This is a genomic window from Oceanibaculum indicum P24 (genome assembly GCF_000299935.1).
Lineage (GTDB): Bacteria > Pseudomonadota > Alphaproteobacteria > Oceanibaculales > Oceanibaculaceae > Oceanibaculum > Oceanibaculum indicum.
This window is the reverse complement of record NZ_AMRL01000017.1, coordinates 49019-74166: the sequence shown is the minus strand read 5'-3', so window position 1 is coordinate 74166 and position 25148 is coordinate 49019. Positions and strand designations below refer to the sequence as shown.

The window sequence follows — 25148 nt, the reverse complement described above, 5'->3', positions numbered from 1 at the left end:
CCCGCCGGCATAGGCGGGAATCTTCGGCGCGTCGCCGGTGGCCGGGCTGGCCTGCACGATGGTCTCGCGCAGGCCGTCGAAGCGCAGCAGCCGGCCGGCGAACAGGAAGGTGTCGCCCGGCTCCAGCCCCATGACGAAATATTCCTCGACCTCGCCCAGCACCGGCCCGCGGTTCAGCCGCACCTTCAGCGTCACCGCCTCGACAATAGTGCCGACATTCATCCGGTAGCGGCGCAGGTGCGACGGGTGCGACAGCCGCCAGCCGCCCTTACTGTCGCCGATCAGCCGGCGGTAGCGGTCATAGGACCGCAGCGCATAGCCGCCAGTGGCGCAGAATTCCAGCACATCGTCGAAAGTCTGGCGGTCGAGGCCCGCATAGGGTGCTGCGCGGCGCACCTCCGCATACAGCGCATCGGCCTGGAACGGCCCGGCGCAGGCGGTGCCGACAATATGCTGGGCCAGAACGTCCAGCCCGCCGGGGCGTGGCGGGTCGCCATCCAGCTCCATCGCCCGTATGCCGTCCAGCGCCGCCTTGCATTCCAGCACCTCGAAGCGGTTGGCCGGCACCAGCAGGGCGCGGCTGGGCGTATCCAGCCGGTGGTTGGCCCGGCCGATGCGCTGCAGCAGGCGGCTCACCCCCTTCGGCGCGCCGACCTGCACCACCAGATCGACCGCCGCCCAGTCGATGCCGAGATCGAGCGAGGATGTCGCCACCACGGCACGCAAGGCGCCGCGCGCCATCGCCGCCTCCACCTTGCGACGCTGTTCGACGGCGAGGCTGCCATGGTGCAGCCCGATGGGCAGATTGTCATCATTCAGCCGCCACAGTTCCTGGAACACGATCTCCGCCTGGGCGCGGGTGTTCACGAAGACGATGGCAGTCTTCGCCGCCTTCACCGCCTCATAGACCTCCGGCAGGGCAAAGACGGCCATGTGCCCGGACCAGGGCATGCGCCCGCGCGGCAGCAGGATCTTGACTTCCGGCTTTGCCGCTTCACCGCCGCTGACCAGATCGGCATCGCCGGCATCGGCACGGCCTTCCGCCGACAGATAGGCCAGCAGCGGATCGCGATGCGCCACTGTGGCCGACAGGCCGACGCGCCGGCAGCCGGGGGCGAGGCGCGACAGCCGGGCGAGGCCAAGCGCCAGCAAATCGCCGCGCTTCGTGCCGGCCATCGCGTGCAGCTCGTCCAGCACCACGCATTTCAGCCCGGCGAAGATTTCCGGCGCATCGGAATAGGACAGCAGCAGGGCCAGCGATTCCGGCGTGGTCAGCAGCATCTGCGGCGGCTTGCTGCGCTGGCGCAGGCGCTTGGATTGCGGCGTGTCGCCGGTGCGCGTCTCGATGCGAATCGGCAACACCATCTCCGCCACCGGCACTTCCAGATTGCGGTGGATATCGACCGCCAGCGCCTTCAAGGGCGAGACATACAGCGTGTGCAGCCCGTCATAGCCACCATCCGCCAGCTCGACCAGGCTGGGCAGGAAGCCGGCCAGCGTCTTGCCGCCGCCGGTCGGCGCGATCAGCAGCGCCGAGCGCCCGGCCTTTGCCGCGCGCAGCATGGCCAGCTGATGCGCATGCGCCTGCCAGCCGCGCCGGGCGAACCAGGCACGGAAGCTTTCGGGCAGCAAGTCGAGGGTCGCTTTGTCGGGCATCGCGGCAGATGTAAGCCGAAGCGGGGCACGGTCAAAGCCCCTTCCGCGCGCTTACCCGCCGCTGACCGCCGTGATGATGAAGACCTCGGCACCCGGCGCAAGATTCGTATCGAGTGTCGCACGCTTGCCTTCGACGAACACATTGATGTGCCGGCGGATGGCGGGCCGGCTGTCGCACAGCCGGTCGCGCATGCCGGGCCAGCGTGCCTCCAGCGCGTCCATCAATTCCGCTACCGTGCCGGCGTCCAGCTGCAGCAGACCCGGCGCGCCGGGGAACAGCGGCAGCAGCGCCGCCGGCAGGGTGACAGTGACGCTCATGCTGCCCTGAGCAGCGTCTCGACCGAGAAGATCGTCGGCAGGTGCTGCGCAAGGCAGGTCCAGTTCTCGCCCTCGTCATTGCTGGCATAGAGTGCGCCGCCGCTGGTGCCGAAATAGACCCCGGCCTTCTCCAGCCGGTCGGTCGCCATCGCCTGACGCAGCACGCCGAAGAAGGCGTGTTCCTGCGGCAGGCCATTGCGCTTGTCCTGCCAGCTCGCCCCGCGATCGCTGGTGCGCCAGACGGCCGCCTTCGCGCCGGGCATGTAGCGGCCGGCGATGTCGCCATTCAGCGGCACCAGGAACAGCGTGTCCGGGTCGTGCGGGTGGGCGGCGGCCGGAAAGCCGAAGCTGGAGGGCAGCCCCGCCTCGATACTGTGCCACTGCCGGCCGCCATCGTCACTGCGATACATCCCGCAATGATTCTGCTGATAGAGCCGGTCCGGCATGCCCGGTGCCATGACGATGGAATGGACGCACTGCCCGACTTCCGGATAGCGCTGATCCTCCGGATTATAGTCGCAGCGTGTGCCCTGGTTGCGCGGCTCCCAGCTCTCGCCGCCATCCTCGGTGTAGAACACACCGGCGGTGGAGATGCCAGCCCACAGCTTCTTCGGGTCGGTCGGATGCGGTACCAGCGAATGTAGGATCAGCCCGCCGCCGCCCGGCACCCAGCGGTCCCGTGTCGGATGCGCGTTCAGCCCCGCCACCGGCACCCAGCTCTCGCCGCCATCGCTGCTGCGGAACAATCCTGCCGGCTCCACCCCGGCATAGAGGCTGCCATCGGCGGCGCGGGCCAGGCTCCAGACCGACTTTATCGGCTCCTGCCCCTCGGGATAGGCGAGGCCGGCGCTGGAATGGCTCCAGTTCTCGCCGCCATCGGTGGATTTCCAGACCGCCGGCCCGAACCAGGCATCGCCGCCGCCGGCGTAGATCGTGCCGGTCTGCGGATCGCCGATGACGTGGTTGACCGGCCATGTCTGGCAGAACGGGCCGCGCAGTGCGAAATCCTTCCGGGCCGGGTCGCTTTCCAGAATGAAGGCGCCCTTCTTGGTGCCCAGCAGAACCAGCAGTCTTTGCGTCATCCCATCCTCCGCGCTTGATTTTTGTCACCCCGCCTGCATGTGTCTTGGTCTGGGGCTTGACTTAAAAGTTGATATCAACATTAATTGATCATGTCAAAACGTGAAACCGTTCCGTTCGAGACGACCTTGCTGGTGCGCGACACCTGCCTGTGCATGCACACCCAGCGCGCGGCCCGGGCGCTGGCGCGCCGCTTCGACGAGGTGCTGCGGCCGGTTGGGCTGAACAACGGCCAGTTCTCCCTGATGATGTCGCTGAACCGGCCGGAGCCGGCGCGCATGGGCGATGTGGCGACCCTGCTGGCGATGGACCGCACTACCCTGACCGCCGCGCTGAAACCGCTGACGCGGCGCGGCCTCGTGGACATCCTGATTGACCCAAAGGACAAACGCAGCCGCCGGCTGGTGCTGACCGATGCCGGCCGCACCCTGCTGGCGCAGGCCGTGCCGGTGTGGGAGAAATCCCATGCCGAGATCGAGAAGCTGCTGGGCGACGCCGATCCGCAGCGGCTGCGCGACGATCTGATCGCGCTGTCCTAATCGAGGATCGTCACGATCCCGTATTTCGCCAGCCACACCAGCCCCCGGAAGGCGATGGGCTGTCGGTCAGGCGGCAGATGCCGCACCAGATCATCCGCCCGCCATTCCGGCACCTCGGTCAGCCGCCGGCACAGGCTCCGGGCTTCCTCGACCGTCGGCAGCGACTGGGCCGCGTATTTGATATGCGGGGAGGCATAGGCGGCCTCCAGATCCCACAGCCCCTCGGACGTCAGACGCACCCGGCAATCCGCGCGCAGCGCCCGACTGGGATAGGCCGCGAATTGCTGGAAAGGATCGATCCGCCAGGGATCGGCCACGTCCCCGGTGAGCGGCACCAGCTCCGCTGCATTGCTCCGGCGTTCCGCCAGTTCCGCCCACAGCGCCTGATAGGCCTTAACGATCACCTGCCAGTCATAGAACTCGCGGGCCCGTGCGCGCCCACTGTCGCCCATCCGCTGGCGCAGGCCGGCATCCTCGGCCAGCTTCACACAGGCCTCCGCGCAGGCATCGACATCGAAGCCGGTGAACAGGCTCGCCTTGCCGACATAGAGGTCGTAGCGGTCGATGCCAAGCGCGTGGCGCACGGCAAGGTCGCCGCCCCCGCCCGCCGCCGGCGTCAGGGTGGGGATGCGGAACCCGTCGATGCCGTCGCGCACCGTGTCGCGGTAGCCGTCCCAGTCGCTGACCAGGACCGGCAGGCCGGCCGCTATTGCCTCCACCGGCGTCAGGCCGAAAGTCTCCTGAATATTGTCGCTGGGCGAGACGAAGAAATCCGCCGCCGACCAGATCTGCCGGTGCGCCTCCTCCTCCAGCGGGCTGACGACATGCACCGCCACCGATGGCGCGAACTGAGCGGCGGTGGTTCGGAAAGCACGCTCCAGCCCGGCATTGTGAAACCATCCGGCCTGGATCAGGTGCAGCTTGCGGCTGGTCCGCTGCGCCGCACGCTCTAGTGCCATATAGAGCGGGTCCGGGTTGGCCTTGGCATGCGCGCTCAGCCGGCCGACATACAGGGCGGCGATATCCTCCGGCCCGATCCCGAACCGCGCGCGCCAGGCGGCCCGATCCTCCTCACGCCGGGTATAGGCGCCGGTATCGACGCCCAGCGGTATCGTCCGAAGTTCGGGCAGTGCGGGCGGCGGTGCGCCCAGCCGCTGCCCCAGATAGGCGGCGACCTCCTGCAGCTGCCGCTCCACCGCGTCACGGCCAGCCCGCGAAGTGCAGATCAGCGCGTCCCAGGGCTGCACCGGGGCCAACAGCAGGTCGCCAATGGCATCCATCGCCCCGGCGGAGGCGATGGTGTGCGTCAGACCGCACAGGCTGTAGCCCCGCTGATTATAGCCACGACGCAGAAAGGCGGCAGGACGGAGGTTCGGACCGGCGAGGAACAGGCAGCCCGCCTCCGCGATGGCCGGTGCGCTGTCCATCGGTGCCCAGCGCACCGGGCGCCTTGGCCCGCCCGCGCCTTCCGCGATGACTGCGAAGCGTTCCGCATCCTGCGGCGTGGCCGCGCAGCAATAGAGCGCATCCGCCACCGCATGCCGGGCATAGGCACGCACGAATCCCTCATCCGCCACCTGCCGCCCCAAAGGCTTGCCGGCTGTGGAGTCCGGGCGATAGAGAATGGCCGCGTTGTGCCCAGCTTCCGTCGACCCCACCTCGCTCTCCCCGTCAGCGTCAAGGCGGCGAGTATCCCTGCAAGACTGCCCCCCTGCAAGAAGATGGGGGCTTATCCGCCCTGTGCGGCCAGCAGACGCTGTAGGGCGGCCTCGATCTCCGCCTCGCCGACGATGGCGGCGCGTTCCAGCACCTTGGAGACGCTGGGCGAAGCCTCCCCGCCTGCCAGCCGCTCCACCGGCTGGGCCAGCCAGCCGAAATAGCGGCGCTGGACTTCATCGGCCAGCCAGCCACCATAGGAGGTGCCTCTCGCACCCTGCTCGACGATCAGAACATTGTTGGTCTTCTCGATGCTCGCACCGACCGTCTTCCAGTCAAGACTGGCGCGATCCAGGCTGCGCAGGTCGATCAGCTCCACATCCAGCTCCAGCCGCTCGATCACGGCCTGGCATTTCGGCACCATGGAGAGATAGGTCAGCACCGTCGCCCGGCGTCCCGCGCGGCGCACCAGCGCCTTGCCCAGCGGGATGATGTAATCCAGATCGCCCTCTGGAATGCGGCCCATCGACTGGTAGAGATCGACATGCTCGATCACCAGCACCGGGTCGCGGCAGGCCAGTGCCGCATTCATCAGCCCGACATAGTCGAACGGCGTGGACGGGGCGACGATGCGCCAGCCCGGCGATGTCGCGAAGATGCCGGCCGGGTCCATCGAATGCTGCGAGCCATAGCCGGTACCCATCGCCACCTTGGTGCGCAGCACCAACGGCACCTCCGTCCCGCCGCCGAACATGTGGCGTGCCTTGCCGATCTGGTTGAACACCTGGTCGGCGGCGACCCACATGAAATCCGGGTACATGAACTCCACCACCGGCTTGTAGCGCCCGTCGGCGGCCAGCCCGCCGGCAAGGCCGAGGAATGCCTGCTCGGCAATCGGCGTGCCCAGCACCCGGCCCGGAAAGGCATCGGCCAGCCCGCGCGTCGCCCCGTTGGTGCCGCCCTTCAGCCGGTGGATATCCTCGCCCATCAGCAGGATCGAGGAATCCTCGTCCATCCGCCGGTGCATCACATCGGCCACCGCATCGACGAATTTCCGCTCGATCAGCCTGCCCTTGTAGCTGTGCTCCTCCTCCACGCGCCGGCCGGACAGCTCCGACAGGTCACCCCTGATGCCGACATCGCGGAATCCGGGATCGGGCCACAGCGACGGCACGATCATCCGCCTATTGCCATCCGCCTGGGTGAGGGCGGCGCTCGCCTCCTGCATCGCCGCCACGGCGCGGGCGCGCAATCCGTCCACCTCGCTCTGGGTCACCAACTTGCGGGAGATCATCTCCCGCGCCACCCGGTCCAGCGGATCGCGGGCACGCCAGTCAGCCTCCTCCTCCTTGGTGCGATAGCCGAAGGCGCTGCCCGGCAGCGGCCCGTTCTGGTGGAAGTAGCGATAGACCTCCGCCTCGATCACGGTCGGCCCCTTGCCGGCGCGCATATGATCCAGCGCCTCGCCCATCGCCAGATGTACGGCCAGCGGGTCCATGCCATCGACCCGCCAGGCCGGGATGCCGAAGCCCAGCGCCCGGCCGGACAGCCGCGCCTCACGCGTCGATTCCGCGACAGTGGTGGCAACGGCGTAGAGATTATTCTCGATGAAGAAGCAGATCGGCAGCGACCAGGCGGCGGCGATGTTCATGGTCTCCAGCACCGCGCCGATATTCACCGCGCCATCGCCGAAATAGACCACCATCACATCGCCGGTCCCGGCCAGCCTGTGCGCCAGCGCCGCCCCCGCCCCCGGCGGCACGCCGCCGCCGACGATAGCGTTGGTGCCCAGTGCGCCCGCCGCATCCCAGCGCAGATGCATGGAACCGCCGCGGCCCCGGCAATAGCCCTGTGCCAGACCCAGGATTTCCGCCAGCGTCTTCGTCAGCACATCCTTTGTCTCGCCCTCGACCGGCCCGCGCGGGTCATGGCCCTGCGGGCGGACATAGGACAGCGCCTTGGCGAGGAACTGGTGATGGCCCCGATGCGAGCCGCTGACCTGATCGGTCGCGCGCAGCGGCAGGATGGAGCCGACCGCCCCGCCCTCCTGTCCGATGGAGGAATGCGCCGGCCCATGCACCAGCCCCTCGCCGGCCAGCACCAGCACCTCCTCCTCGAAGGCGCGGATCAGGTGCAGCTGTGTCAGCAGGGAGTCCAGCAGCACCGGATCGGCCTTGTCCCAGTCGCGTTTCGTGGTGCGCAGCGACCGCCAGGGGGCCAGCGGCGAAAGCTCTTCATAGTCGGGCACGGAACCCCTCCCGGTCAGCCGCCGGGCTTTACGGCGCCGGCAGCCGGTTGCTTAAATGCTTGATTAGCGTGACCTTACGGTCCGGGCTGAAGGGGAACAAGGGGGCAGGCCATGATTTCATTCGAGGGCAGGGTGCTGCTGATGAGCGGGGCCGCCGGCGGCATTGGCCTTGCCACCGCAAGGGTTTTCGCGCACGCCGGAGCCAGCCTGGCGCTGGGCGATCTGGATGAGCGGCGGCTGGAGGAGGCCTGCGCTACCCTGGACCTGCCGGCGGACCGGCTGTTGCTCGCCACGCATGACGTGACCGACCCGGAAAGTTCGCGGAAGCTTGTGAAGCAGGCGCAGGAGAAGTTCGGCGGTGTGGATGTGGTGGTGCCGAATGCCGGCCTCTACCCGACCGATCCGTTCGCGGACATGAGTGCGGCCAGCTGGTCGCGCACGCTGGCGGTCAATCTGGATGGGGTGTTTCATTTGTGCCAGGCGGCGCTGCCGGCGCTGCGGCCCGACGCCTCAATGGTGCTGGTCGCCTCCATGGCCGCGCATTATGGCAGCCCGACCCATGCGCATTACGCCGCTGCCAAGGGCGGGGTGCTGTCGCTGGCCCGGTCGCTCGCGAAGGAGCTGGCGCCGGTGCGGGTCAATGCCATTTCGCCGGGCCTGATCGACACGCCGATGGTGCGACCGCTGATGCAGGCGCGCGGGCCTGAATTGCTGAACGCCACCCCGCTCCGGCGGCTTGGAACGCCGGAGGAGGTGGCGAACTGCATCGCCTTTCTGGCCAGCCCGCTCGCCAGCTACGTCACCGGGGCGACGCTGCATGCGAATGGCGGGCTGTATATCGCCTGAAACCTGTTACGGGCGGTCGCAGGGGCCGTTATTCAGCCCTTCATAGGTGCCGTCCGCATTGGGATACTCGTACCAGACGACGGAGCCGTCAGCCGAGCAATTGTCGAAGCCGGCGAACCGGCCGCCGCAGGCGCTGAGCATGCCCACGGCAAGAATCACGATGAGGGTGCGTACCAACATAGCTCTACCTTTCGCTTGAGGCAGCGCGGGCGCGCCGCCAGATCCGGTTACGGGGAGGCTCTATCGCGTCAGATCAGAGCTGACGGCCCGCCTCGAAGGTCAGAAGCTCGACAGAGTTCAGATTGTGGAACTGATAGACCGGGCCGTTCTTGTAGACCCGCTGACAGTAATCCTCGCCGCCACGGAACAGCTCCCACTTCACGCAGAACTTGCCGTCCGGGGTGATCTGCCAGTTGCCGGCCTCGACGCCGGTCGGGCGGCGCAGCTCGGCCTTGCCGCCAGGCATCACATACATGGCGTAGGTGGCGTTGGAGCCGCTCATCGTGCCGGTGCCGGTATTGCCGACAACCAGCGCCCGCACCTCAGTGGCAGACATGGCGGGACCGGCGGGTTCGTCCGGAATAGACGGGCCAAGCGGCGCGGGCTGTGTGGCGCAGGCGCCCAGCGCAAACACGGCGGCGCACAGGATATAGGGTTTCATGGCTCAACTCCCTGATTGGCAGTTCGGGGGTATGCAAGGCCGGCAAGATAGCGGCCCTGTTCGCTCTCCCCCCTATAACGGGCGCGCCTGCCTAACGGTTCCAGGATACCCTAATTTGCCAATCATGAGTTATTTCTTATGAATTGAACGCCACACCCTTTCCGCCGTCATCGGGATATCGATATGCGCCACGCCATAAGGCTTCAGCGCATCCAGCACGGCGTTCATCACCGGTCCTGGCCCGCCGATGGAGGAGACCTCGCCCACGCCCTTGGCGCCGATCAGGCTGTTCGGGCTGGCGGTCGGCGCCCAGCCGAGATCGAGCGCCGGCACATCGTCGGCACGCGGCATGGTGTAATCCATGAAACTGCCGGACAGCAGCTGGCCGGTCTCCGGGTCATAATGCGCGGCTTCCAGCAGCGCCTCGCCGACCGACTGGCCGATGCCGCCATGCAGCTGGCCCTGCGCCGTCGCCTCGTTGATGACCCGGCCCAGATCGTCGATGCCGGTCCAGCGCCGCACATCGACCTTGCCGGTGTCGGGGTCGATCTCGACCTCCACCGCATAGGCGCCGTTCGGGAAGGTGGTGTGCAGCCCCTCGAAATCCAGCTGCACGGCGCAGCCGGTACCCATCTCGGTATCGCGCGCGGCATCCGGCAGGCTCTCCCAGCCGGCAGCCACATCGCCAAGGCTCAGCTTACGGTCGGTGCCGGCGATGCGGAACTCGCCCAGCCCGTATTCGATATCCTGCACCGCCGCTTCCAGCATCTGCCCGGCGACCGCACGGGCCTGGCGGATCAGCTGCTCCGCCGTGCGGTGCACCGTGTTGGCGGCAATCGGCATCAGGTTGGAGCCGCCGGTGCCGCCCCCCTTGGTGAGGAAGTCGCTGTCGCCCTGCTCGACGCGGATACGCTCGACCGGAATTTCCAGCGTCTCGGCGGCGATCATGGCCAGCGCCGTGCGGTGCCCCTGCCCGGAATCCTGCGTGCCGCTGCGGACCGTCACCGTGCCGTCGGCATGGGCGATGACCTCGCTGCGCTCCGCCACGGAGCCGCCGGTGGCATGCAGATGCAGGGTCAGGCCCAGCCCGCGCCGCAGACCGCGCGCCTCGCTCTCCGCGCGCCGAGCAGGAAAGCCGTCGATATCTGCGGCCTTCAGGATGCGGTCCAGGACGGCTGGGAAATCGCCGCCATCATAGGTCTCGCCCATCGCGGTCTTGTAGGGCAGGTCAGCCGGCGTCACCAGATTGCGGCGGCGCAGCTCGATCCGGTCGATGCCCAGTTTCTCGGCGGCGTAATCGATCAGCCGTTCGGTGGTGGAGACCGTCTCCGGCTTGGAGGCCCCGCGATAGGCGTCGGTCGGCACAGTGTTGGTGAACAGCCCCTGCACCCGGTAATAGAGACCCGGAATCCGGTAGCAATGGCCGAACACGCGCACCGCGCCCTTGGTGACGATGGTGGCCGCCACATGGTTGATATAGGCGCCCATATCGCCCAGCGCGTCGATCCTGAAGGCGAGAAACTTATAGTCCTTGTCCAGCGCCAGTGCCGCCCGGTCCACCCGGCCGCGGCCCATAGCATCCGACACCATGCCCTCGGTGCGGCTGGATATCCACTGCACCGGCCGGCCCGTCGCCTTCGCCGCGACAAGCGCCAGCACTTGTTCCGGATAGGGCCAGATCTTCACCGCGAAGCTGCCGCCGACATCCTCCGTGATGACGCGCAGCTTGTCGGTGCCGACACCCAGACAGTCGGCCATGCTGGCGCGGATCGCGACCACACCCTGGCTGGGCGTCGTCAGCGTGTAGCGCCCGCTGGCCGCATCGTACTCGCCCAGCGCGCCGCGCGTCTCGACCGGGGCGATAACGATGCGCGGATGCCGCACTGTCAGCTCCACCACATGGGCGGCCTCCGCGAACAGCCGCTCCGTCTCCTCGCGGTTGCCGATCTCCCAGTCGAGGCTGCGATTGTCCGGCAGGTCCGGCCAAACCTTCGGCGCGCCGGGTTCCGCCGCCTGTTCCAGATCGACGATGACCGGCAGCTCGTCGAGATCCAGCACGATGGCTTCCAGCGCGTCCAGCGCCTGATCCTCGCTGTCGGCGATGACGGCGGCGACCGGCTCCCCGGCATAGCGCACCGTGCCCTCGGCCAGCACCGGGCGGTGGCGCACCGCCATCGGGCTGCCATCGCGGTTCGGCACCTCGCCCGCCACCTTCAGCGGGCCGATGCCAGCCGCCTTCAGATCGTCCGCCGTCAGCACCAGCCGCACGCCCGGCATGGCACGGGCGGCCTCTACATCCAGCGCGCGGATCGTGCCATGGGCCAGTGGCGATCGCAGGACCGCCATGGTCAGCATGCCCTCGGGCCGGCGGTCGGCGACATACCGGCCCTTGCCGGTCAACAGGGCTTCATCTTCGAGGCGCAGCATGATCTCAATTCTGGCTGGGGCTGGCTGGAACGGATGGAACAGCGACTGTAGTGCGCAAAGCGGCGCGTTTGAAGCACCCGCAAACCGCGCCGGCTATTTTTCGCCGTCCAGCCGCACCACCCAGCCTTCCAACCCGGACGCCGCCGCCGGATAGCGGTCCAGCACCATCGGGTCGTGGCCGGGGATGACATCGCCATCCGGCCCGGCCAGCGCCTTCACCGTGCGGTGGCCTTCCAGCATGTCGGCGACGTTATAGACGATGGGGAAAGGCCGGCCCTGATCCATGTTGGCGTAGAAGTGCGAGGCGTCGGAGGCCAGTACCAGCCAGCCGCGCCTTGTGCGCACCCGCACCACCTGCAGCCCCGCCGTATGGCCGCCCAGCGCATGGACGGACACGCCCGGCGCCAGTTCCGACGCGCCGTCATGGAAGTGCACGCGCCCATCGAACACGCGGCGCACCATCGCCGTCACGTCATCCACCGCGAAAGGCTGGCTCAAGGCCGGGTGGCACATGCAGCGACCGGTGCAATAGGCCATCTCCTTGTCCTGAAGATGATACGTGGCGTTCGGGAACAGGTCGTGATTGCCGGCATGGTCGTAATGCATGTGGGTGACGATCACGTCCGATACGGCCTCCGGCGCGATGCCGATGGCCTTCAGCCCCTCGCCCACCGGCCTCGTAATGGTGCGGCCGCGCTTCGCCGCCTCCGCCTGGTCGAACCCGGTATCAACGATGAAGCTGTGGTTCTCGCCGACGATGGCCCAGACGAAATAATCCAGCGGCATCGGCCCGTCATGCGGATCGCCGCCGATGAAATTCTCCGAGGCCTTGCGCGCATGATGCGCGTATTTCACCGCATAGACCTTGTAGTCTTCCGTCACGCCCTGTCCCTCCCTGACGCTTTTTCAGCAGTGTAGGACAGGATATGGCAGGGTGGAGACCGAAAATGGCTACTGCGTCTTCTTGGCCGGTTCCTTGTCGGTGCTGCCCGGCTCCACCAGCATGGTTTCGACCTCGGCCACCAGCTGACGGCAGCTGTCATGATCACCCTTGCGATCAGCATCGATGGCCGCTTCCAGCTTGTCGATGGCGCGGGTCTCATTGCCGGGGGCGCCAATCCAGGTATCGCGTGGCTTCGCGGAATCGGTGGCGCCGCTGACATCCTTGGCGCCGTCCTTGGTGTTTAGCACCACCTTGGCCTTGTCATCGACCATCTGCTGCTTGCCGGATTTCGTCTCGGCGATCAGCTGATTGGCGCGGTCGGCGCAATCGGAGGCGGCGGCGATACCGGGCAGCAGGCCAATCCCGACCAGGGCGGCGAACAGGCTGCGTCTGTACATGATTCTTCTCCCACTGGGGTTCCATTGTTTCCCTAACCAACTGGCAAGGGCGGCCCAATGTTCCCCAGGGAGGGAGAGAGAATGCTAGGGCCGGTCCTGCCGGGAGAACAGGCCGGCGGCAACATCCAGGATGCGCCGCCAATAGACCAGCAGCACGAAGCCCAGCAGGATCAGGGCGATGGCGACGAAGGCATTCACGATGTGGAAATCGTGGGCGTCCTCGGCGACGAACAGTCCCGTCAGCATGGCTGACAGGGACAGCATGATGCGAACGACCCAGCCCAGCATTTCAGTCTCCGTATGCGGTTCCGCCAGCGTATTTTATCGAACCATAGAGCAAGGGAAGCGCCCGGCCGTTGCGATAGATCAATATACGCGCATGCTATCCGCGTGCCTTCGGCAGGGTCACCGCAACCAGCAGTCCCCCTGCCGGTGACTCCTCCAGCCGGATGGTGCCGCCATGGGCCAGGATCACGTCGCGGGTGATCGTCAGGCCAAGCCCGGTGCCGCCAGTCTCGCGGTTGCGCGAACTCTCCAGCCGCATGAAGGGGCGGAAGGCCTCCTCGCGCTGTTCCGCCGGAATGCCCGGCCCGTCATCGGCAACGGAAATGGCGAAGGCGTCCGGCCCGTCGCGCAGCGTCACCCGAACCTCACTGCCGAACTTGCAGCCATTGTCGATCAGGTTGGCGAAGGCCCGGCGCATCGCCACCGGCCGGCAGGTCAGGCCGGCATGATCGGGACCGTCATAGATAATTCGGCATCCCGCATCGGCCGCCGTATCGCACAGGCTGATCAGCAGCGCGCCGAGATCGACCGCGCTGTACGCCTCATCCTTCAGCCGGTTGCTGGCATAGGTCAGCGTCGCGCTGACCATCGCTTCCATGTCATTGATGTCCGACAGGACCTGGCGGCGCTGGTCCTGGTCCGGCACATATTCGGCGAACAACCGCAGCCGGGTGAGCGGGGTGCGCAGATCGTGGCTGATCGCCGCGATCATCTGCAGCCGGTCATCGACGAACTGCTTCAGCCGGAGCTGCATCGCGTTGAAGGAGCTGCCGATGGCCCGCAACTCCGGCGCGTTGAACTCACCGACGAGACTCAGTTCACGGTCCCGGCCCAGCTTCTCCGCCGCCGCCGCCAGATCGTCCAGCGGCCGCACGATGCCGCGTGCCACCCAGACCGACGCCAGCCCGATCATCACCACGGCAAGAACCGGCAACAGCATGTTTCGGATCATCCGCAGATTTTCCTGGCCGTCGCTGTGCGGCATCACCACCAGCCATTCCGAAGGGCCGATCCGGACGGCAATGCGCAGATCGCTGCTGAGCATGTTACTGCGCCTGTTATCGAGCACATCCGTCATCACCGTCGGCAGCGGCGGCAGGATCACGACCAGCGGACGCGGCGAATATTCCGGATCATCCAGCTCGTCCGCCATCATCCGCACATCCTGCGGTTCCAGGCCGAACATATCGACGATCGTTACATGCAGATCGGCAAAGGCCCCACCCCGTGAGGTATGCGAAAAATCCGGCGGCGTCTCCAGCGCCACAACATCGAGCCAGCGCCGGACCGGCAGGTCTTCCAGGACGGCGGCCCGTTCGGCGGCGGGCACGGCGACACTGCGGTCGCGTATATCGCGCAGATTGTCGAGCAGCCAGTCGCGGTCGAAGAACATGATTTCGGGCGGGCGGATGAGCAGCGGCATCGCCTTATCGACAGCCTTGACCGCCAGCATCCCGCCAAGGACGACCAGCACGATGCGCGGGGCGAGCCTGAGCCGCGACCAGAAGGGAATTCTCACGCTGGACTCCTCGCTGCCATATCCTGCTGCAGGGCAACCGGCACGGCGAAAAAATAGCCTTCATTGCGGATGGTCTTGATGAAGACCGGGTTCTGGGGGTCAGCCTCGATCTTGCGGCGCAGCCGGCTGATCTGCACATCGATGCTGCGGTCGATGGCCTCGCTCATGCGGCCATGCGCCAGATCCAGAAGCTGGTCGCGATTCAGCACACGCTGCGGATATTCCAGGAACACCGCCAGCAGGTCGAACTCGCCACTGGTCAGGTCGGTCAACGCACCGGCCGGCGAGGTTAGGGTGCGGCGGCTGGAATTCAGCTGCCAGCCGGCGAATTCGTACACCGCTGCCGTCGGGCGCTCGGCATTGATACTGGCCGCCCCTAGCCGGCGGGTAACGGCACGGATGCGGGCCAGCAGCTCGCGCGGGTTGAACGGCTTCACCACATAATCGTCGGCGCCGATCTCCAGCCCGATGATCCGGTCGGTGTCGCCACTCATCGCGGTCAGCAGGATGATCGGCACGCTGCTCTGTGCCCGCATGCGGCGGCAGAGCGACAGCCCGTCCTCGCCCGGCATCATGATGTCCAGCACGATGACGTCGATGCGGGCCGCCTCGCAGATGGCGAACATCTCCCGGCCATCGCCGGCCTGGCTCACCTTCAGCCCATGATCGGACAGGAACCGTGCCAGCATGGCGCGGATGCGATGGTCGTCATCGACGATCAGGACATGGTTCGTGGGTTTGACGGTCACGCTGCTTCCGGGGCCTCTGGTGTATCGAACTGGCGCCACTATATCACCGGGGTCAGAACCGTCTCCCGCGCTGCAACATTCTGAAACATTCCGTCACGTCCCAGACACCTGCCCGGCCGGCCACGCGCTTAAGGTGGCGACATCCGCCCCTGCCGGGGCTTTCAGCAAAAAGGCCTTACCCCTGATGAACAGCATGACCCCTGGCCGTCAATCGCGCCTTCTGCCGACCGCCGCGGCCCTGTCCGCCCTGGCGGTGATCACATTCTCCTCTGCCGCCCTTGGCCAGCAAGCTGGGCAGAAGCCCGGTCAGAAGCCGGCCGACAAAGCGGCAAACAGCGACTGGGACATCCGGCTGGGTGGTGGCGGGCTGGTCCGGCCGGAGTACGAAGGCAGCGACGAGTACAAGGTCTCCGCCCTGCCCGTCCTGATGGTGAACTACCGCGACATGGTCTTTCTGCACGGGACGACGCTGGGCGCCAATGCCCTGACCCTGCAGGGCCCCAATCCGGGCGACAAGCTGCAGGTCGGGCCGCTGGTCCGTTACCGGTTCGGCCGCGACCAGGACGATAGTGACGATCTGCGCGGCATGGGCGATATCGACGGCGCGGTCGAGCTTGGCGGCTTCATCAGCTACAGCACCGGCCCGTGGTCGGCAGGCCTGACGCTGTTCCGCGATGTCAGCGACGCGCATGACGGCATGACCGCGGAACTCTCCGCCGGCCACCGGATGCAGCTGGGCCCGAAGCTGATGCTGCGCAGCGAGATTTCCACCACCTGGGCGGACGATAACTACATGCAGGCCTATTATGGCGTGACCGGCGTGCAGTCAGCACGCAGCGGCATGCGGCAATATCAGGCGGAAAGCGGCTTTCAGGATGCCGGCATCACCTTCGACCTCGACTATCTGCTGACCGAGAACTGGTCCATCACCGGCCGGGTTGGCTACAAGCGCATGCTGGGCGACGCCGCCGACAGCCCGCTGGTGGCGGATCGCGGCTCCGAGGACCAATTCAGCACCGGCCTCTACATCACCTACAAATTCTAACGACACCGAACGCTGGCGAAGCGCCGAACGGGACCCTGTCCACCGCCCGGCAGCATTGACAGATGCCGCGCTGCCGGGGAGAAGCTGACACACAGTTTCGGCAGGACAGGCATGAACCGGATCGGCATCGCCAGCGGCTTCGACGAAGCCTATCTCATCGATCTCGCACGGCAGGCGGCGCGCCGGGGGCTGATCCTCGCCGTGCCGCCGGCGCGGCTTGATGACTGCCGCCGGCAGGGCCTGCCCGCAATTCCCTGGCCCGCTGCCCCCTGCACAGAGGCGGACAGCCCGGCGCCCTTTCCGGTGCTACATTCCCTGACGGACCCAGCAGAGGCCGCTTTCCGGGGTACGCCGGATATCGGCGTCGCCAGCCTCATTCAGGCCAGCCTGTCCAATGAGGGGCGGCAACGGGCGGCTGGCATGGCCCTGGTGCTTACCGCCTCCGAATGGAATGCCCGGCTTTTGCGGGAGGCCGGGCTGACGGCGGTACGACGCCATCCAGCCGGCGTGGACACCGGCATCTTCCGGCCCGAACCCAACAGAAACATCGCCCCCGGCAAATACCTCATCTTTTGCGGCGGGCCGCTCGCCTACCGCGCCGGACCCGACATCGCGCTGGCCGCCTTCCGCCACTTCCGTGACCGCCACCCGGAAGTCCTGCTGGTGCCGGGCTGGACATTGCCAGACCGTTTTGAATCGCCCTGGCCAACCTCACTTCCCGGCCAGCCACCCCAGCCGGAAGGGGATGTGCTGGACATCGGCCCCTGGCTGACCGGGCACGGTATCCCGCCGGACGCAATCCTCGACGCGCATCAATTGTCCGGGCCGGACCTGCCGCAGCTGCTGCGCCAGTGCGACCTGGCGGTTTTCCCTGATCGTGGCAGCGCCGGGACCAATCCGCTGGCGCTGGCGGCAATGGCGAGCGGCGTGCCGGTCGTGCTGTCCGCCAATACCGGCAATCTCGACCTGATCGGCAAGCATCTCTACCCCCTGAAACAGCAAGCCGTGCTGACCGGCGCCCCAGACCTTTACGGCTGGGGCGAGAGCAGCGTCGATGAGATGCTGGAGGCCATGCAGCGCGCCTATGACCGGCGCCCGGAAGCGGCCTCGAAGGCGAGGGCCGCGCTGGCGCTGATCAGCAAGAGCTGGAGTATGGACCGGCAGGCCGAAATTCTGGCCGCTGTGCTGGAAAGAGTGGCATCCGGCAAGCCGGTGGCGCCGGAACCGTACATTGCCGACTACGCCTGGGGGCAGTGCCTGCACAAGGCCGACCGCTCCAGCGAGGCGGAGCGCGTCTATGCCGAGGTGCTGGCGCAAAGACCCGACCATCTGGCGGCCCGCATGGATCGCGGCAATGTCCGCCGGATCGGCGGTGACCTGCAGGGGGCGGAGGCGGATTTCCGCGGTGCGCTGGCCCTGATGCCAGGCGAGCCCCGTATCCTGCGCAGCCTAGGCAATCTCTGGCGCCGCGCCGGCGACCTGACCCGCTCCGCCGAGGCGCTGCGGCGGTCGGCGCGTCTCGACGGCAAGCCGGACACGCATTGGGATCTGGCCTTCACCCTGCTGCTGATGGGGCGCTATGCGGAGGCCTGGCCGCATTTCGAGCATCGCCATGAAGCGCTGGGCCTGCGCCGTGTCGGCCCGGCCACCCCGCGCTGGACTGGCGATGCGGTTACGGGCGAGACCCTGCTGGTGCTGGACGAACAGGGGCTGGGTGACAGCCTGCAATTCCTGCGCTTCCTGCCGCTGATCCGGCTGGGGCCCGGCGGGCGGGTGATCTTCGCCGGCAAGCCGGCAACACTGCCGGCGGTCCGCCGTCTGCTGCCGCCGGAAAACGTGTTCGACTGGGACGGGCCGCTGCCTACCGTCCAGCGTTGGGACGGTCTGATGTCCCTGCCCACCCGGCTGGGCATCGCAAAGCCGGAGGACCTACCGCCGCCGCCTCCCGGTCTCCGCGATCCGGCACGCGAAGCAAGATGGCGACAGGTGGTGCGCGGTCCCGACAATGTTAGCGGTGACCGGCCGATCATCGGCCTGTGCTGGCGCGGCAATCCCTATTTTTCCGGCGACAGGGAGCGCTCGCCCGGTCTGGCGCCATTGCAGTCTCTGCTGGCTGTTGAGGGCGTGCGCTTCGTCTCGCTGCAGGTCGGGCCGGGCCGGCGGGAATTGCAGACAGTGGAAGGTGGCGACCGTATCGCGGATGTCGGCGGCCTTGTCGAGGAGGCGGGGTCGGACGTGCTGGACGGCATGGCTGTCGCGGCGAATTGCGACCTTGTCATCTCCTCCTGCACCTCCGTCGTGCATATGACGGGATCGGTCGGCACACCGGGCTGGATCTTGCTCAGCGACCAGCCAGACTGGCGCTGGATGACCGGTCGGGACGATTCGCCCTGGTATCCGTCGCTGACCCTGTTCCGCCGCCGCACGCCTGAGGGGTGGGACGCGCTAGCCGCAAGGGTCGCCCAGGCTTTGGCCCACTGGCGCGACGCGCGAGCACGATAAAAAAAGCCTCCCCGAAGGGAGGCTTTTTGTCTCTGGCATGCCGCCTGCCGGTCAGGCGTAGAAGGCGCTGTCGATATCGGCCGCGGTGAGGGCGCTGATGCCGAGGAAGGTGAGGGTCGCCCCCGCCACCTGGATCACCACGCCGGTCTCCGTTACCGTCTGGCTGGCAATCGCCGCCTGAAGCTCGGCCAGCGTCGCATTCTCCACTGCGAGGCGGTCGGTGCCCTGCTGGAAGTCGGTGATGGTCGGCGTCAGCACGGCGTTGCCGTAGTTCGGATCGAACCCCTTCAGCACGAACAGGTCCGCGCCGTCGCCGCCGGTCAGCGTGTCATTGCCCTGGCCGCTGTAGATCACGTCATCGCCGGCGCCGCCGGTGATGGAATCGTGGCCCTTGCCGCCACGCATCTGATCGTCGCCGGCACCACCCAGGATGGTGTCGCCATTCAGGCCGCCCTGCGCGATGTTCGCGCCGCCGCCGGTCAGGTCCAGCGTGTCATAGCCGTCACCACCGTCGAGACTGTCGTCGCCCTGACCGCCGAACACCGAGTCATTGCCGGCGCCGCCCAGCAGCGTGTCATTGCCATCGGCGGACCCGACCGTGTCATCGCCGGCACCGCCGTCGATATAGTCGTCATCCTCACCCAGCATGATGTACTGGCTGGCCTCGTCCGCGACGACATAGTTCTGGCCGGCGCCGCCATTGACGGTGGTCGCCCCCATGACCGAGGCGAACTCGATATTGTCGAGGCGCAGATAGGAGCCCGTGGGCAGGCTGCGCATATCGATGACGAAGGCTTCAGACTGGCTGGTCCCGGTCGAGCCGGTAATGACAATGGCCGTGGACAGCTTGGAATCCGTCGTCGTCGGAACGATGGTCCGCACGTCCAGCGTCGTGGTCTGCGCCAGATTGGTCAGGAAACTCTGCGCCCCGCCGACAAGCTGGGTCTCCGATGTGGAGCCACGGGTCTGGATCGAGGTCACCAGGCTGGTCAGGGCATCGGTCTTGGTCTGCGCCTGCGCCGGGCCTTCCGAGACAACGCTCGTATTCCCTGGCACGGTCGCATTCACCACATTGCCATTATTGTTGGAATTCTGAACGAGCGCCGCCACGCCGGGCGTGTTGCCGGTATTGGTGATCGTCTCCGCCTTGTTGCTGGCACCGTCAGTTCCCGGTGTTGTGGGAATTGTCGGCGTCGTGGGTGTGACGATAACGGGATTCACAGGCGTCTCGGTAGCTACCGGCGCGACCAGCGTAATCGTCGACTGGCTGCCATCAAGCACAACCTTGAAGGTGCCGCTGGCCGAGGAAATACCGGTCAGGGTCAGGCTGTTGCCGCCGCCCAGCTCGATGGTGCCGCTGGCCGCATTGCCGTTCAGCGCGGTCAGATCCGTGCTGGTAACGATGATGCTGTCGCCCAAGGCGAAATCGGCAATGGTATCGCCGTTAAATTCCGCGGCAGTGCCTGTGAAGACATCGTTGCCGGCACCACCATGTTGTTCGTCGGTTCCATCACCACCGCGCAGGGTATCGTCGCCAGCGCCACCCCAGAGCGTATCATTATCGCCGAACCCCGAGAGGACATCGTTACCATCCTCACCAAACAGCAGATCGTTGCCGGCATCGCCCGACAGCGTGTCACTGCCGTCACCGCCATAGAGCGTGTCGTTATCGTTCTGACCCCACATCCAGTCATTGCCGGCGCCGCCATACTCCAGATCGTCACCATTGCCACCGATGGTGGTGTCGTTGCCGTCACCGCCATAGATGGTGTCGTTGCCGTCGCCGGCGCTCAGCCCGTCATTACCGGCCTCGCCAAAAAGAATGTCGTTGCCATTGAAGGCGTAGAGGAAATCATTCCCCACACCGCCATACAGCGTGTCATTGCCGGCATCGGTGATGTTTGAGCCGCCATACAGCGTGTCATTGCCCAAGCCGCCATAGATGATGTCGGCGCCAGTGCCCCCCCGCAGCGTGTCATTGGCAGAGCCGCCTGTAAGATTGAAAGTGCCGTCCGTCTCCAGACCGCCTTCCCATATAATGGACGCCGTCGCGGCGGACCCATCCACGGTCATGGTCTGACCCGACGCTACCGTCGCGTCATGAGTGTAGATTTTGACGCTTCCAGTAGTGTGCCCGATCGTGATTTTCTCGACATTGGTCAGCGTCGTGGCATTGAAGCTAACGTCATGCGATGCCGTGATGACCAGCGTGTCGTTGCCACCCTCGCCATCGATGACATCACCCGCATTCACCGAGTTGCCGATGGCCGCGACGATGACATCGTCGCCATTGGTCAAGGCCGGCGTGTCATTCCCGGTGGTCAGCACCTCGTCGTTCACATCCGTGATGGTGATGGCAACGGCCAGCGCCGTGCTGGTCAGGGTGCCGTCCGAGGCCGTGACCTCGATGTCATAGACGTTGTTAGCGCCATTGTCGGTCGGGTTCTCGAAATCCGGCATCGTCTTGAAGGTGATCGCACCGGTCTTGCTGTCGATGTTGAACAGCGCCGCATCCGCACCGCCCGAAATGGCGAAGGTAAGCGTATCGTTCTCCGGATCGGTGGCGGTTACGGTGTAGACCGTACCGAAGCTGTTTTCCGCGAAACTGCCTCCCTCGCCGGACGTCACCGTCGGCGCGGCCAGCACGGCGCGGAACTCACCGGCCAGTCCGGCGGCGAAGGGCATCGGGACGGGCTGGCCGAGATCGCGGCGGAACAGCGTCCAGTCGCCGCCGAGATCGGCATGGCCGACGAGGCTGTCCGTGGCGGCGACAGTACGGCCGGTCAGTTCCTCCAGCTGGTCCAGCAGGGCTTCACCCTCGACATCCGCCGCGACGCGGCAGCCATAGAGCGAGATCAGCCCGTCCGGCGCCAGCGCGGCACCGATGGTAGCCAGCGTATCCGCGCGCGCGTCGAGCAGGTCCGCCGTCAGTGGAGTTGCACCCAGATACAGAGTGCCCGGCGCGCCATGCGCGACCAGCAGAAGATCAGTAATGTCTGCCGCGCCAGACAGCCGGGCGGCAATATGGGACAGCGCGTCTTCCTGCGCACCGATCCGCGACACCAGCGCACCGTGCGGCAGGTGCCGCAACAGGGTTTCGATCTGCGGTACGCGCGAATCGACAAAAATCAGGCTGCTCACCACTCTATCCCCAAACGACAGGTTGAAAGTTGGATGAAGCTAGCCGGCGATTATTAAAATTTCATTTATTTTTTCGAGAATCGAAACGTGATCATTTGATAATATAAAGAGAAACAGCGATTAATCTGAACAGAAATGCATATATAGCCTACTTGAATACCATATATATTATTGATTTAAATTCCATTAATATGGAATATTAGCTGTTCCATCTTTTAGTCTACACAATGATCTCTACCCTGCCGGCCAGTCCCGCCCGACACAGAGCCAGCACAGGGCAAGAATCGCGCTTTGACGTTCCTTTCCGGACAGGCTGCTTTATTCTCGCCTCGTTCCGCCCTGCACCTGGTAAACATGTATGCCGTCAACCCATCCCCCTGAGCGCGTCGAGGATACTTCCGGCAGGGGCCGTACCATCTTGCTCACCTGGGAAGTTGGCGAGGGTTTCGCCCATGCGACGCGCCTGCTGTTGATCGCCCGGCAGCTGCGCCAGACAGGCTGGCGCCCGGCTGTCGCCGCGCGCGACCCGGAAACCTTGCGGAGTGCATATGAGGCCGAGGGGATAGAGCTGTTCCCGGCGCCGCAGCACGAATCCTGCTTCACCGGCACACCGCCATTCCGCGCCGCCAGCTATGCCGATGTCATGGGCATCTGCGGCTATGCCGACCGCGACCGGCTGGCCGCCAGCCTTGCCGCATGGGAGTCCATCCTGGCGCGGCTCAAGCCTGCGGCGATCATCGCCGACTATGCGCCGCTGCTGTCGCTGGCCGCCTTCCGCCGAATTCCGCTGATCCCCATCGGCGACGGCTTCGTCGTACCACCTGCCCTGCCGGAGGGCGGCTTTCCGCCGCTTGGGGGAAAAGTGCCGGATGTCTGGCCACCGGCTGACCTGCTGGCCAATGCCCGTGCCGTACAGGCGGCACGCGGGCAACCCCTGCCGGAGAACCTGCCGGAGATCATCAATGGTATCGGCGGGGTGGTCTCCATACCGCCGGAACTGGACATCTATGCCGACTGGCGGCCGCAGCCCGCCGCCGGCCCGTGGGAGCACCCGGACACCCCCTTGCCAAGGCCGGATGCGCCGCGCTTCTTCGGCTATCTGCGCCTCAGCCATCCGCTGGCGCGACGCATCGTGAAGGCGCTGATCGACACCCGCATGCCCGGCGCGCTGTTCCTGCGCGACATTCCGCCGGGCCGGGCGGACGCGCTGGCGGGGGAGCTGAAGGCGGCCGGCATCCGGCTGCACGGGACGCCGCCTCCAATCCGCGAGGCGCTGGCCCCGGCCAGCCTGTTCATCCACCATGGCGGCATCGGCTCGCTGACTGACGGCGCCACTTTGGGGCGGATGCAGCTGCTGCTGCCCCGCCATCGCGAGCAGAGCTGCAACGCGAAGCGCGCGCTGGAGACTCTGCCCGGCTGCTTCCGGATTGGCGAGAACGCCCGGGATGAAAGTCTGCGCGAAACCCTGCCAAGGCTGATGTCCGACCGTCAGGCTTTCCGTCGCGCGCAGGAAACCGCGACGCGCATCGGCGCCCGGCCGGAAACTGCCTGGGCCGCCCTGCAGCCGCTGCTGGCCGGAATATAACCGCGTCGGCCAATTCCGAGCCGGATCCTGGGCCGGCCTCAGATGGCGAGGTATTCGTTCCGCAACTCCGGGCTTTCCAGCACCGATTTGGCGGTTCCGTCGAACACGATCTGCCCCATATCGAGAATCAGCGCGCGATTGGCGAGTTCGAGGGCGGCCACCGCATTCTGCTCGACGATGATGGTGGTGATGCCGAGTTCCTTGATCTGGGCGACGATCTTTTCGATCTCCCGCACAATGACCGGCGCCAGCCCTTCATAAGGCTCATCGAGCAACAGCAGCCGGATATCGCGGGCCAGCGCGCGCGCCACGGCAAGCATCTGCTGCTCGCCGCCGGAAAGCGTTACCCCCTCCTGCTTGCGCCGTTCCGCCAGGCGCGGGAAATATTCATAGATCTTCTCCAGCGGCCAGCCTTTCGGCTCGGCGATCTGCGAGAGCTGAAGATTCTCCTCGACGGTAAGGCCCGGAATGATGCGCCGGTCTTCCTGCACGAACTGGATGCCGGATTGCGACGCCTGATAATCCTTCAGCGTATGCACGGCAAGATCGCCAAGCCAGATCTCGCCGCTTTTGAGCTGCGGGTCCTGTGCCCGCGCCAGCGTGCGCAGCGTCGATGTCTTGCCCGCCCCGTTGCGGCCGAGCAGCGCCACGATATCGCCTTCCGCGATATCGAAGCTGACACCCTGGACGATATAGCTCTCGCCGTAATAGGCGTGGATATCCCGGACACTGAAGAAGGGAGCGTCGGTTGCGCTCTCAGCCCTTGGCATAGTCACGGCGTTCATCAATGCGCACCTCCCAGATAGGCTTCCTGCACGACCGCGCTGCGCCTGACCTCTTCCGGCGTGCCATCGGCGATGATCCGCCCCTGGGCGAGCACAGTGACGCGGTCAGCCAGCGAAAACACGACATGCATGTCGTGCTCGATGATGACCTTGGTCATGCCGCGCGCCTTGATCTTCTTCAGAAGGTCGATGGTGGAGTTGGTATCGTGGCGCGACATGCCGGCCGTCGGCTCGTCCAGCAGAAGCAGCCGCGGGCGCTGCACAAGCCCCATGGCCAGCTCCAGCCGGCGCTTGTCGCCGCGCGACAGGCTCGCCGCCTGCGTGTCCTTGTATCCGGCGAGCCCGACATCGGCGAGCCAGTGCTCCGCCTCCTCGCGGATTTCCGTCTCGCCATCGGTTCCCCGGAAGGCATTGAGCCTGAACGCGCCGTCGCGCTTGGCGAAAGCCGGCACCATGACGTTCTGGAGCAGCGTCAGGTCCGGAAATATCTCCGGCGTCTGAAACACCCGCACGATTCCCATCTGGTTGATCTCGTGCGGGCGCTTGCCCGTGATGACCTCCCCATCGAAGACCACGGCCCCTGTATCGGGCGCGATACGCCCGATACACACGTTCAGCAATGTCGATTTACCGGCGCCGTTGGGGCCGATGATCGCATGGGTCGTCCCCTCGACGATCTGCAGATCGATGTCGGACAGGGCCCGCAGACCGCCGAAGCTTTTGTGCACGTCCGCGACATGCAGCACCGCATTTGTCATCTTGTCC

The 25148-nt window shown here is 66.2% G+C and carries 21 protein-coding genes; 5 read left to right on the top strand and 16 right to left on the bottom strand.

Features of this window, described 5'->3' with window-relative positions; genetic code table 11:
- The 3 genes from P24_RS13205 to P24_RS13195 form a co-directional block, all read right to left on the bottom strand.
- Positions 1–1656 (bottom strand): DEAD/DEAH box helicase (locus tag P24_RS13205; RefSeq protein WP_040707718.1); only part of this gene is annotated, 1656 nt, incomplete at its 3' end.
- A 51-nt stretch (positions 1657–1707) separates the two neighbouring features.
- Complete coding sequence (locus P24_RS13200; protein WP_008945233.1) at positions 1708–1974, bottom strand: MoaD/ThiS family protein; 267 nt, start codon at positions 1972–1974, stop codon at positions 1708–1710.
- Positions 1971–3056, bottom strand: a complete 1086-nt coding sequence (locus tag P24_RS13195; RefSeq protein ID WP_008945232.1) for a WD40/YVTN/BNR-like repeat-containing protein — start codon at positions 3054–3056, stop codon at positions 1971–1973. Before P24_RS13195 ends, P24_RS13200 begins: the two co-directional genes overlap by 4 nt.
- 90 nt (positions 3057–3146) lie before the next feature.
- Here P24_RS13195 and P24_RS13190 point away from each other — a divergent pair, with 90 nt between their 5' ends.
- Positions 3147–3593: a MarR family winged helix-turn-helix transcriptional regulator gene (locus P24_RS13190; protein WP_008945231.1), complete on the top strand. Its 447-nt coding sequence runs from the start codon at positions 3147–3149 to the stop codon at positions 3591–3593.
- Here P24_RS13190 and P24_RS13185 read toward each other — a convergent pair.
- Entirely contained in the window at positions 3590–5251 is a 1662-nt protein-coding gene (locus P24_RS13185; protein ID WP_040707694.1) for a glycosyltransferase family 4 protein, read from the bottom strand. The two genes, P24_RS13190 and P24_RS13185, sit on opposite strands and share 4 nt — an antisense overlap.
- Before the next feature lie 71 nt (positions 5252–5322).
- Positions 5323–7497: an alpha-ketoacid dehydrogenase subunit alpha/beta gene (locus tag P24_RS13180; RefSeq protein WP_008945229.1), complete on the bottom strand. Its 2175-nt coding sequence runs from the start codon at positions 7495–7497 to the stop codon at positions 5323–5325.
- A gap of 111 nt (positions 7498–7608) precedes the next feature.
- On the opposite strand from P24_RS13180, the gene P24_RS13175 reads away from it, so the two are divergent.
- Complete coding sequence (locus P24_RS13175; protein WP_008945228.1) at positions 7609–8343, top strand: SDR family NAD(P)-dependent oxidoreductase; 735 nt, start codon at positions 7609–7611, stop codon at positions 8341–8343.
- A gap of 6 nt (positions 8344–8349) precedes the next feature.
- Here the strand turns inward: P24_RS13175 and P24_RS20095 are convergent, their stop codons facing one another.
- The 8 genes from P24_RS20095 to P24_RS13140 form a co-directional block, all read right to left on the bottom strand.
- Positions 8350–8523, bottom strand: a complete 174-nt coding sequence (locus tag P24_RS20095; RefSeq protein ID WP_156816302.1) for a hypothetical protein — start codon at positions 8521–8523, stop codon at positions 8350–8352.
- Between the two features lie 73 nt (positions 8524–8596).
- Entirely contained in the window at positions 8597–9004 is a 408-nt protein-coding gene (locus P24_RS13170) for a hypothetical protein (RefSeq protein WP_008945227.1), read from the bottom strand.
- 129 nt (positions 9005–9133) lie between these two features.
- Positions 9134–11431: a xanthine dehydrogenase family protein molybdopterin-binding subunit gene (locus tag P24_RS13165; protein WP_008945226.1), complete on the bottom strand. Its 2298-nt coding sequence runs from the start codon at positions 11429–11431 to the stop codon at positions 9134–9136.
- A 93-nt stretch (positions 11432–11524) separates the two neighbouring features.
- A complete protein-coding gene (locus P24_RS13160; protein WP_008945225.1) occupies positions 11525–12313 on the bottom strand; it encodes an N-acyl homoserine lactonase family protein in 789 nt (262 codons plus the stop codon).
- Positions 12314–12382: 69 nt separating this feature from the next.
- Positions 12383–12772 carry a hypothetical protein gene (locus P24_RS13155; RefSeq protein WP_008945224.1) on the bottom strand — a complete coding sequence of 130 codons (390 nt, stop codon included), beginning with the start codon at positions 12770–12772 and terminating at the stop codon, positions 12383–12385.
- 84 nt (positions 12773–12856) lie between these two features.
- Positions 12857–13060: a hypothetical protein gene (locus tag P24_RS13150; protein ID WP_008945223.1), complete on the bottom strand. Its 204-nt coding sequence runs from the start codon at positions 13058–13060 to the stop codon at positions 12857–12859.
- A gap of 94 nt (positions 13061–13154) precedes the next feature.
- Complete coding sequence (locus P24_RS19315; protein WP_008945222.1) at positions 13155–14576, bottom strand: ATP-binding protein; 1422 nt, start codon at positions 14574–14576, stop codon at positions 13155–13157.
- The gene (locus tag P24_RS13140) at positions 14573–15325 is read right to left on the bottom strand and encodes a response regulator (protein ID WP_008945221.1); all 753 of its coding nucleotides are present in this window, start codon (positions 15323–15325) and stop codon (positions 14573–14575) included. The genes P24_RS19315 and P24_RS13140 overlap by 4 nt, the downstream gene beginning before the upstream one ends.
- 184 nt (positions 15326–15509) lie before the next feature.
- On the opposite strand from P24_RS13140, the gene P24_RS13135 reads away from it, so the two are divergent.
- Complete coding sequence (locus tag P24_RS13135) at positions 15510–16370, top strand: MipA/OmpV family protein (protein WP_008945220.1); 861 nt, start codon at positions 15510–15512, stop codon at positions 16368–16370.
- A 111-nt stretch (positions 16371–16481) separates the two neighbouring features.
- A complete protein-coding gene (locus P24_RS19310; RefSeq protein WP_008945219.1) occupies positions 16482–18872 on the top strand; it encodes a tetratricopeptide repeat protein in 2391 nt (796 codons plus the stop codon).
- Between the two features lie 51 nt (positions 18873–18923).
- On the opposite strand, the gene P24_RS13125 is transcribed toward P24_RS19310, so the two are convergent.
- On the bottom strand, positions 18924–22013 hold the full coding sequence (locus P24_RS13125) for a DUF4347 domain-containing protein (RefSeq protein ID WP_008945218.1): 3090 nt from the start codon (positions 22011–22013) through the stop codon (positions 18924–18926).
- Positions 22014–22431: 418 nt separating this feature from the next.
- Between P24_RS13125 and P24_RS13120 the strand changes: the two genes are divergently transcribed.
- Positions 22432–23598, top strand: a complete 1167-nt coding sequence (locus P24_RS13120; RefSeq protein ID WP_008945217.1) for a glycosyltransferase — start codon at positions 22432–22434, stop codon at positions 23596–23598.
- Positions 23599–23636: 38 nt separating this feature from the next.
- Here the strand turns inward: P24_RS13120 and P24_RS13115 are convergent, their stop codons facing one another.
- Together P24_RS13115 and P24_RS13110 are read right to left on the bottom strand one after the other, a co-directional pair.
- Positions 23637–24383 carry an ABC transporter ATP-binding protein gene (locus tag P24_RS13115; protein WP_008945216.1) on the bottom strand — a complete coding sequence of 249 codons (747 nt, stop codon included), beginning with the start codon at positions 24381–24383 and terminating at the stop codon, positions 23637–23639.
- Positions 24383–25141: an ABC transporter ATP-binding protein gene (locus P24_RS13110; RefSeq protein ID WP_008945215.1), complete on the bottom strand. Its 759-nt coding sequence runs from the start codon at positions 25139–25141 to the stop codon at positions 24383–24385. Before P24_RS13110 ends, P24_RS13115 begins: the two co-directional genes overlap by 1 nt.
- Positions 25142–25148: the final 7 nt, after the last annotated feature.

Coding starts and splice junctions, on each gene's coding strand:
- P24_RS13115 (WP_008945216.1), bottom strand. CDS start 24,383: ATGAACGCCGTGACTATGCCAAGGGCTGAGAGCGCAACCGACGCTCCC.
- P24_RS13175 (WP_008945228.1), top strand. CDS start 7,609: ATGATTTCATTCGAGGGCAGGGTGCTGCTGATGAGCGGGGCCGCCGGC.
- P24_RS13170 (WP_008945227.1), bottom strand. CDS start 9,004: ATGAAACCCTATATCCTGTGCGCCGCCGTGTTTGCGCTGGGCGCCTGC.
- P24_RS13195 (WP_008945232.1), bottom strand. CDS start 3,056: ATGACGCAAAGACTGCTGGTTCTGCTGGGCACCAAGAAGGGCGCCTTC.
- P24_RS13190 (WP_008945231.1), top strand. CDS start 3,147: ATGTCAAAACGTGAAACCGTTCCGTTCGAGACGACCTTGCTGGTGCGC.
- P24_RS20095 (WP_156816302.1), bottom strand. CDS start 8,523: ATGTTGGTACGCACCCTCATCGTGATTCTTGCCGTGGGCATGCTCAGC.
- P24_RS13110 (WP_008945215.1), bottom strand. CDS start 25,141: ATGACAAATGCGGTGCTGCATGTCGCGGACGTGCACAAAAGCTTCGGC.
- P24_RS13200 (WP_008945233.1), bottom strand. CDS start 1,974: ATGAGCGTCACTGTCACCCTGCCGGCGGCGCTGCTGCCGCTGTTCCCC.
- P24_RS13150 (WP_008945223.1), bottom strand. CDS start 13,060: ATGCTGGGCTGGGTCGTTCGCATCATGCTGTCCCTGTCAGCCATGCTG.
- P24_RS13155 (WP_008945224.1), bottom strand. CDS start 12,772: ATGTACAGACGCAGCCTGTTCGCCGCCCTGGTCGGGATTGGCCTGCTG.
- P24_RS13165 (WP_008945226.1), bottom strand. CDS start 11,431: ATGCTGCGCCTCGAAGATGAAGCCCTGTTGACCGGCAAGGGCCGGTAT.
- P24_RS19310 (WP_008945219.1), top strand. CDS start 16,482: ATGAACCGGATCGGCATCGCCAGCGGCTTCGACGAAGCCTATCTCATC.
- P24_RS13135 (WP_008945220.1), top strand. CDS start 15,510: ATGAACAGCATGACCCCTGGCCGTCAATCGCGCCTTCTGCCGACCGCC.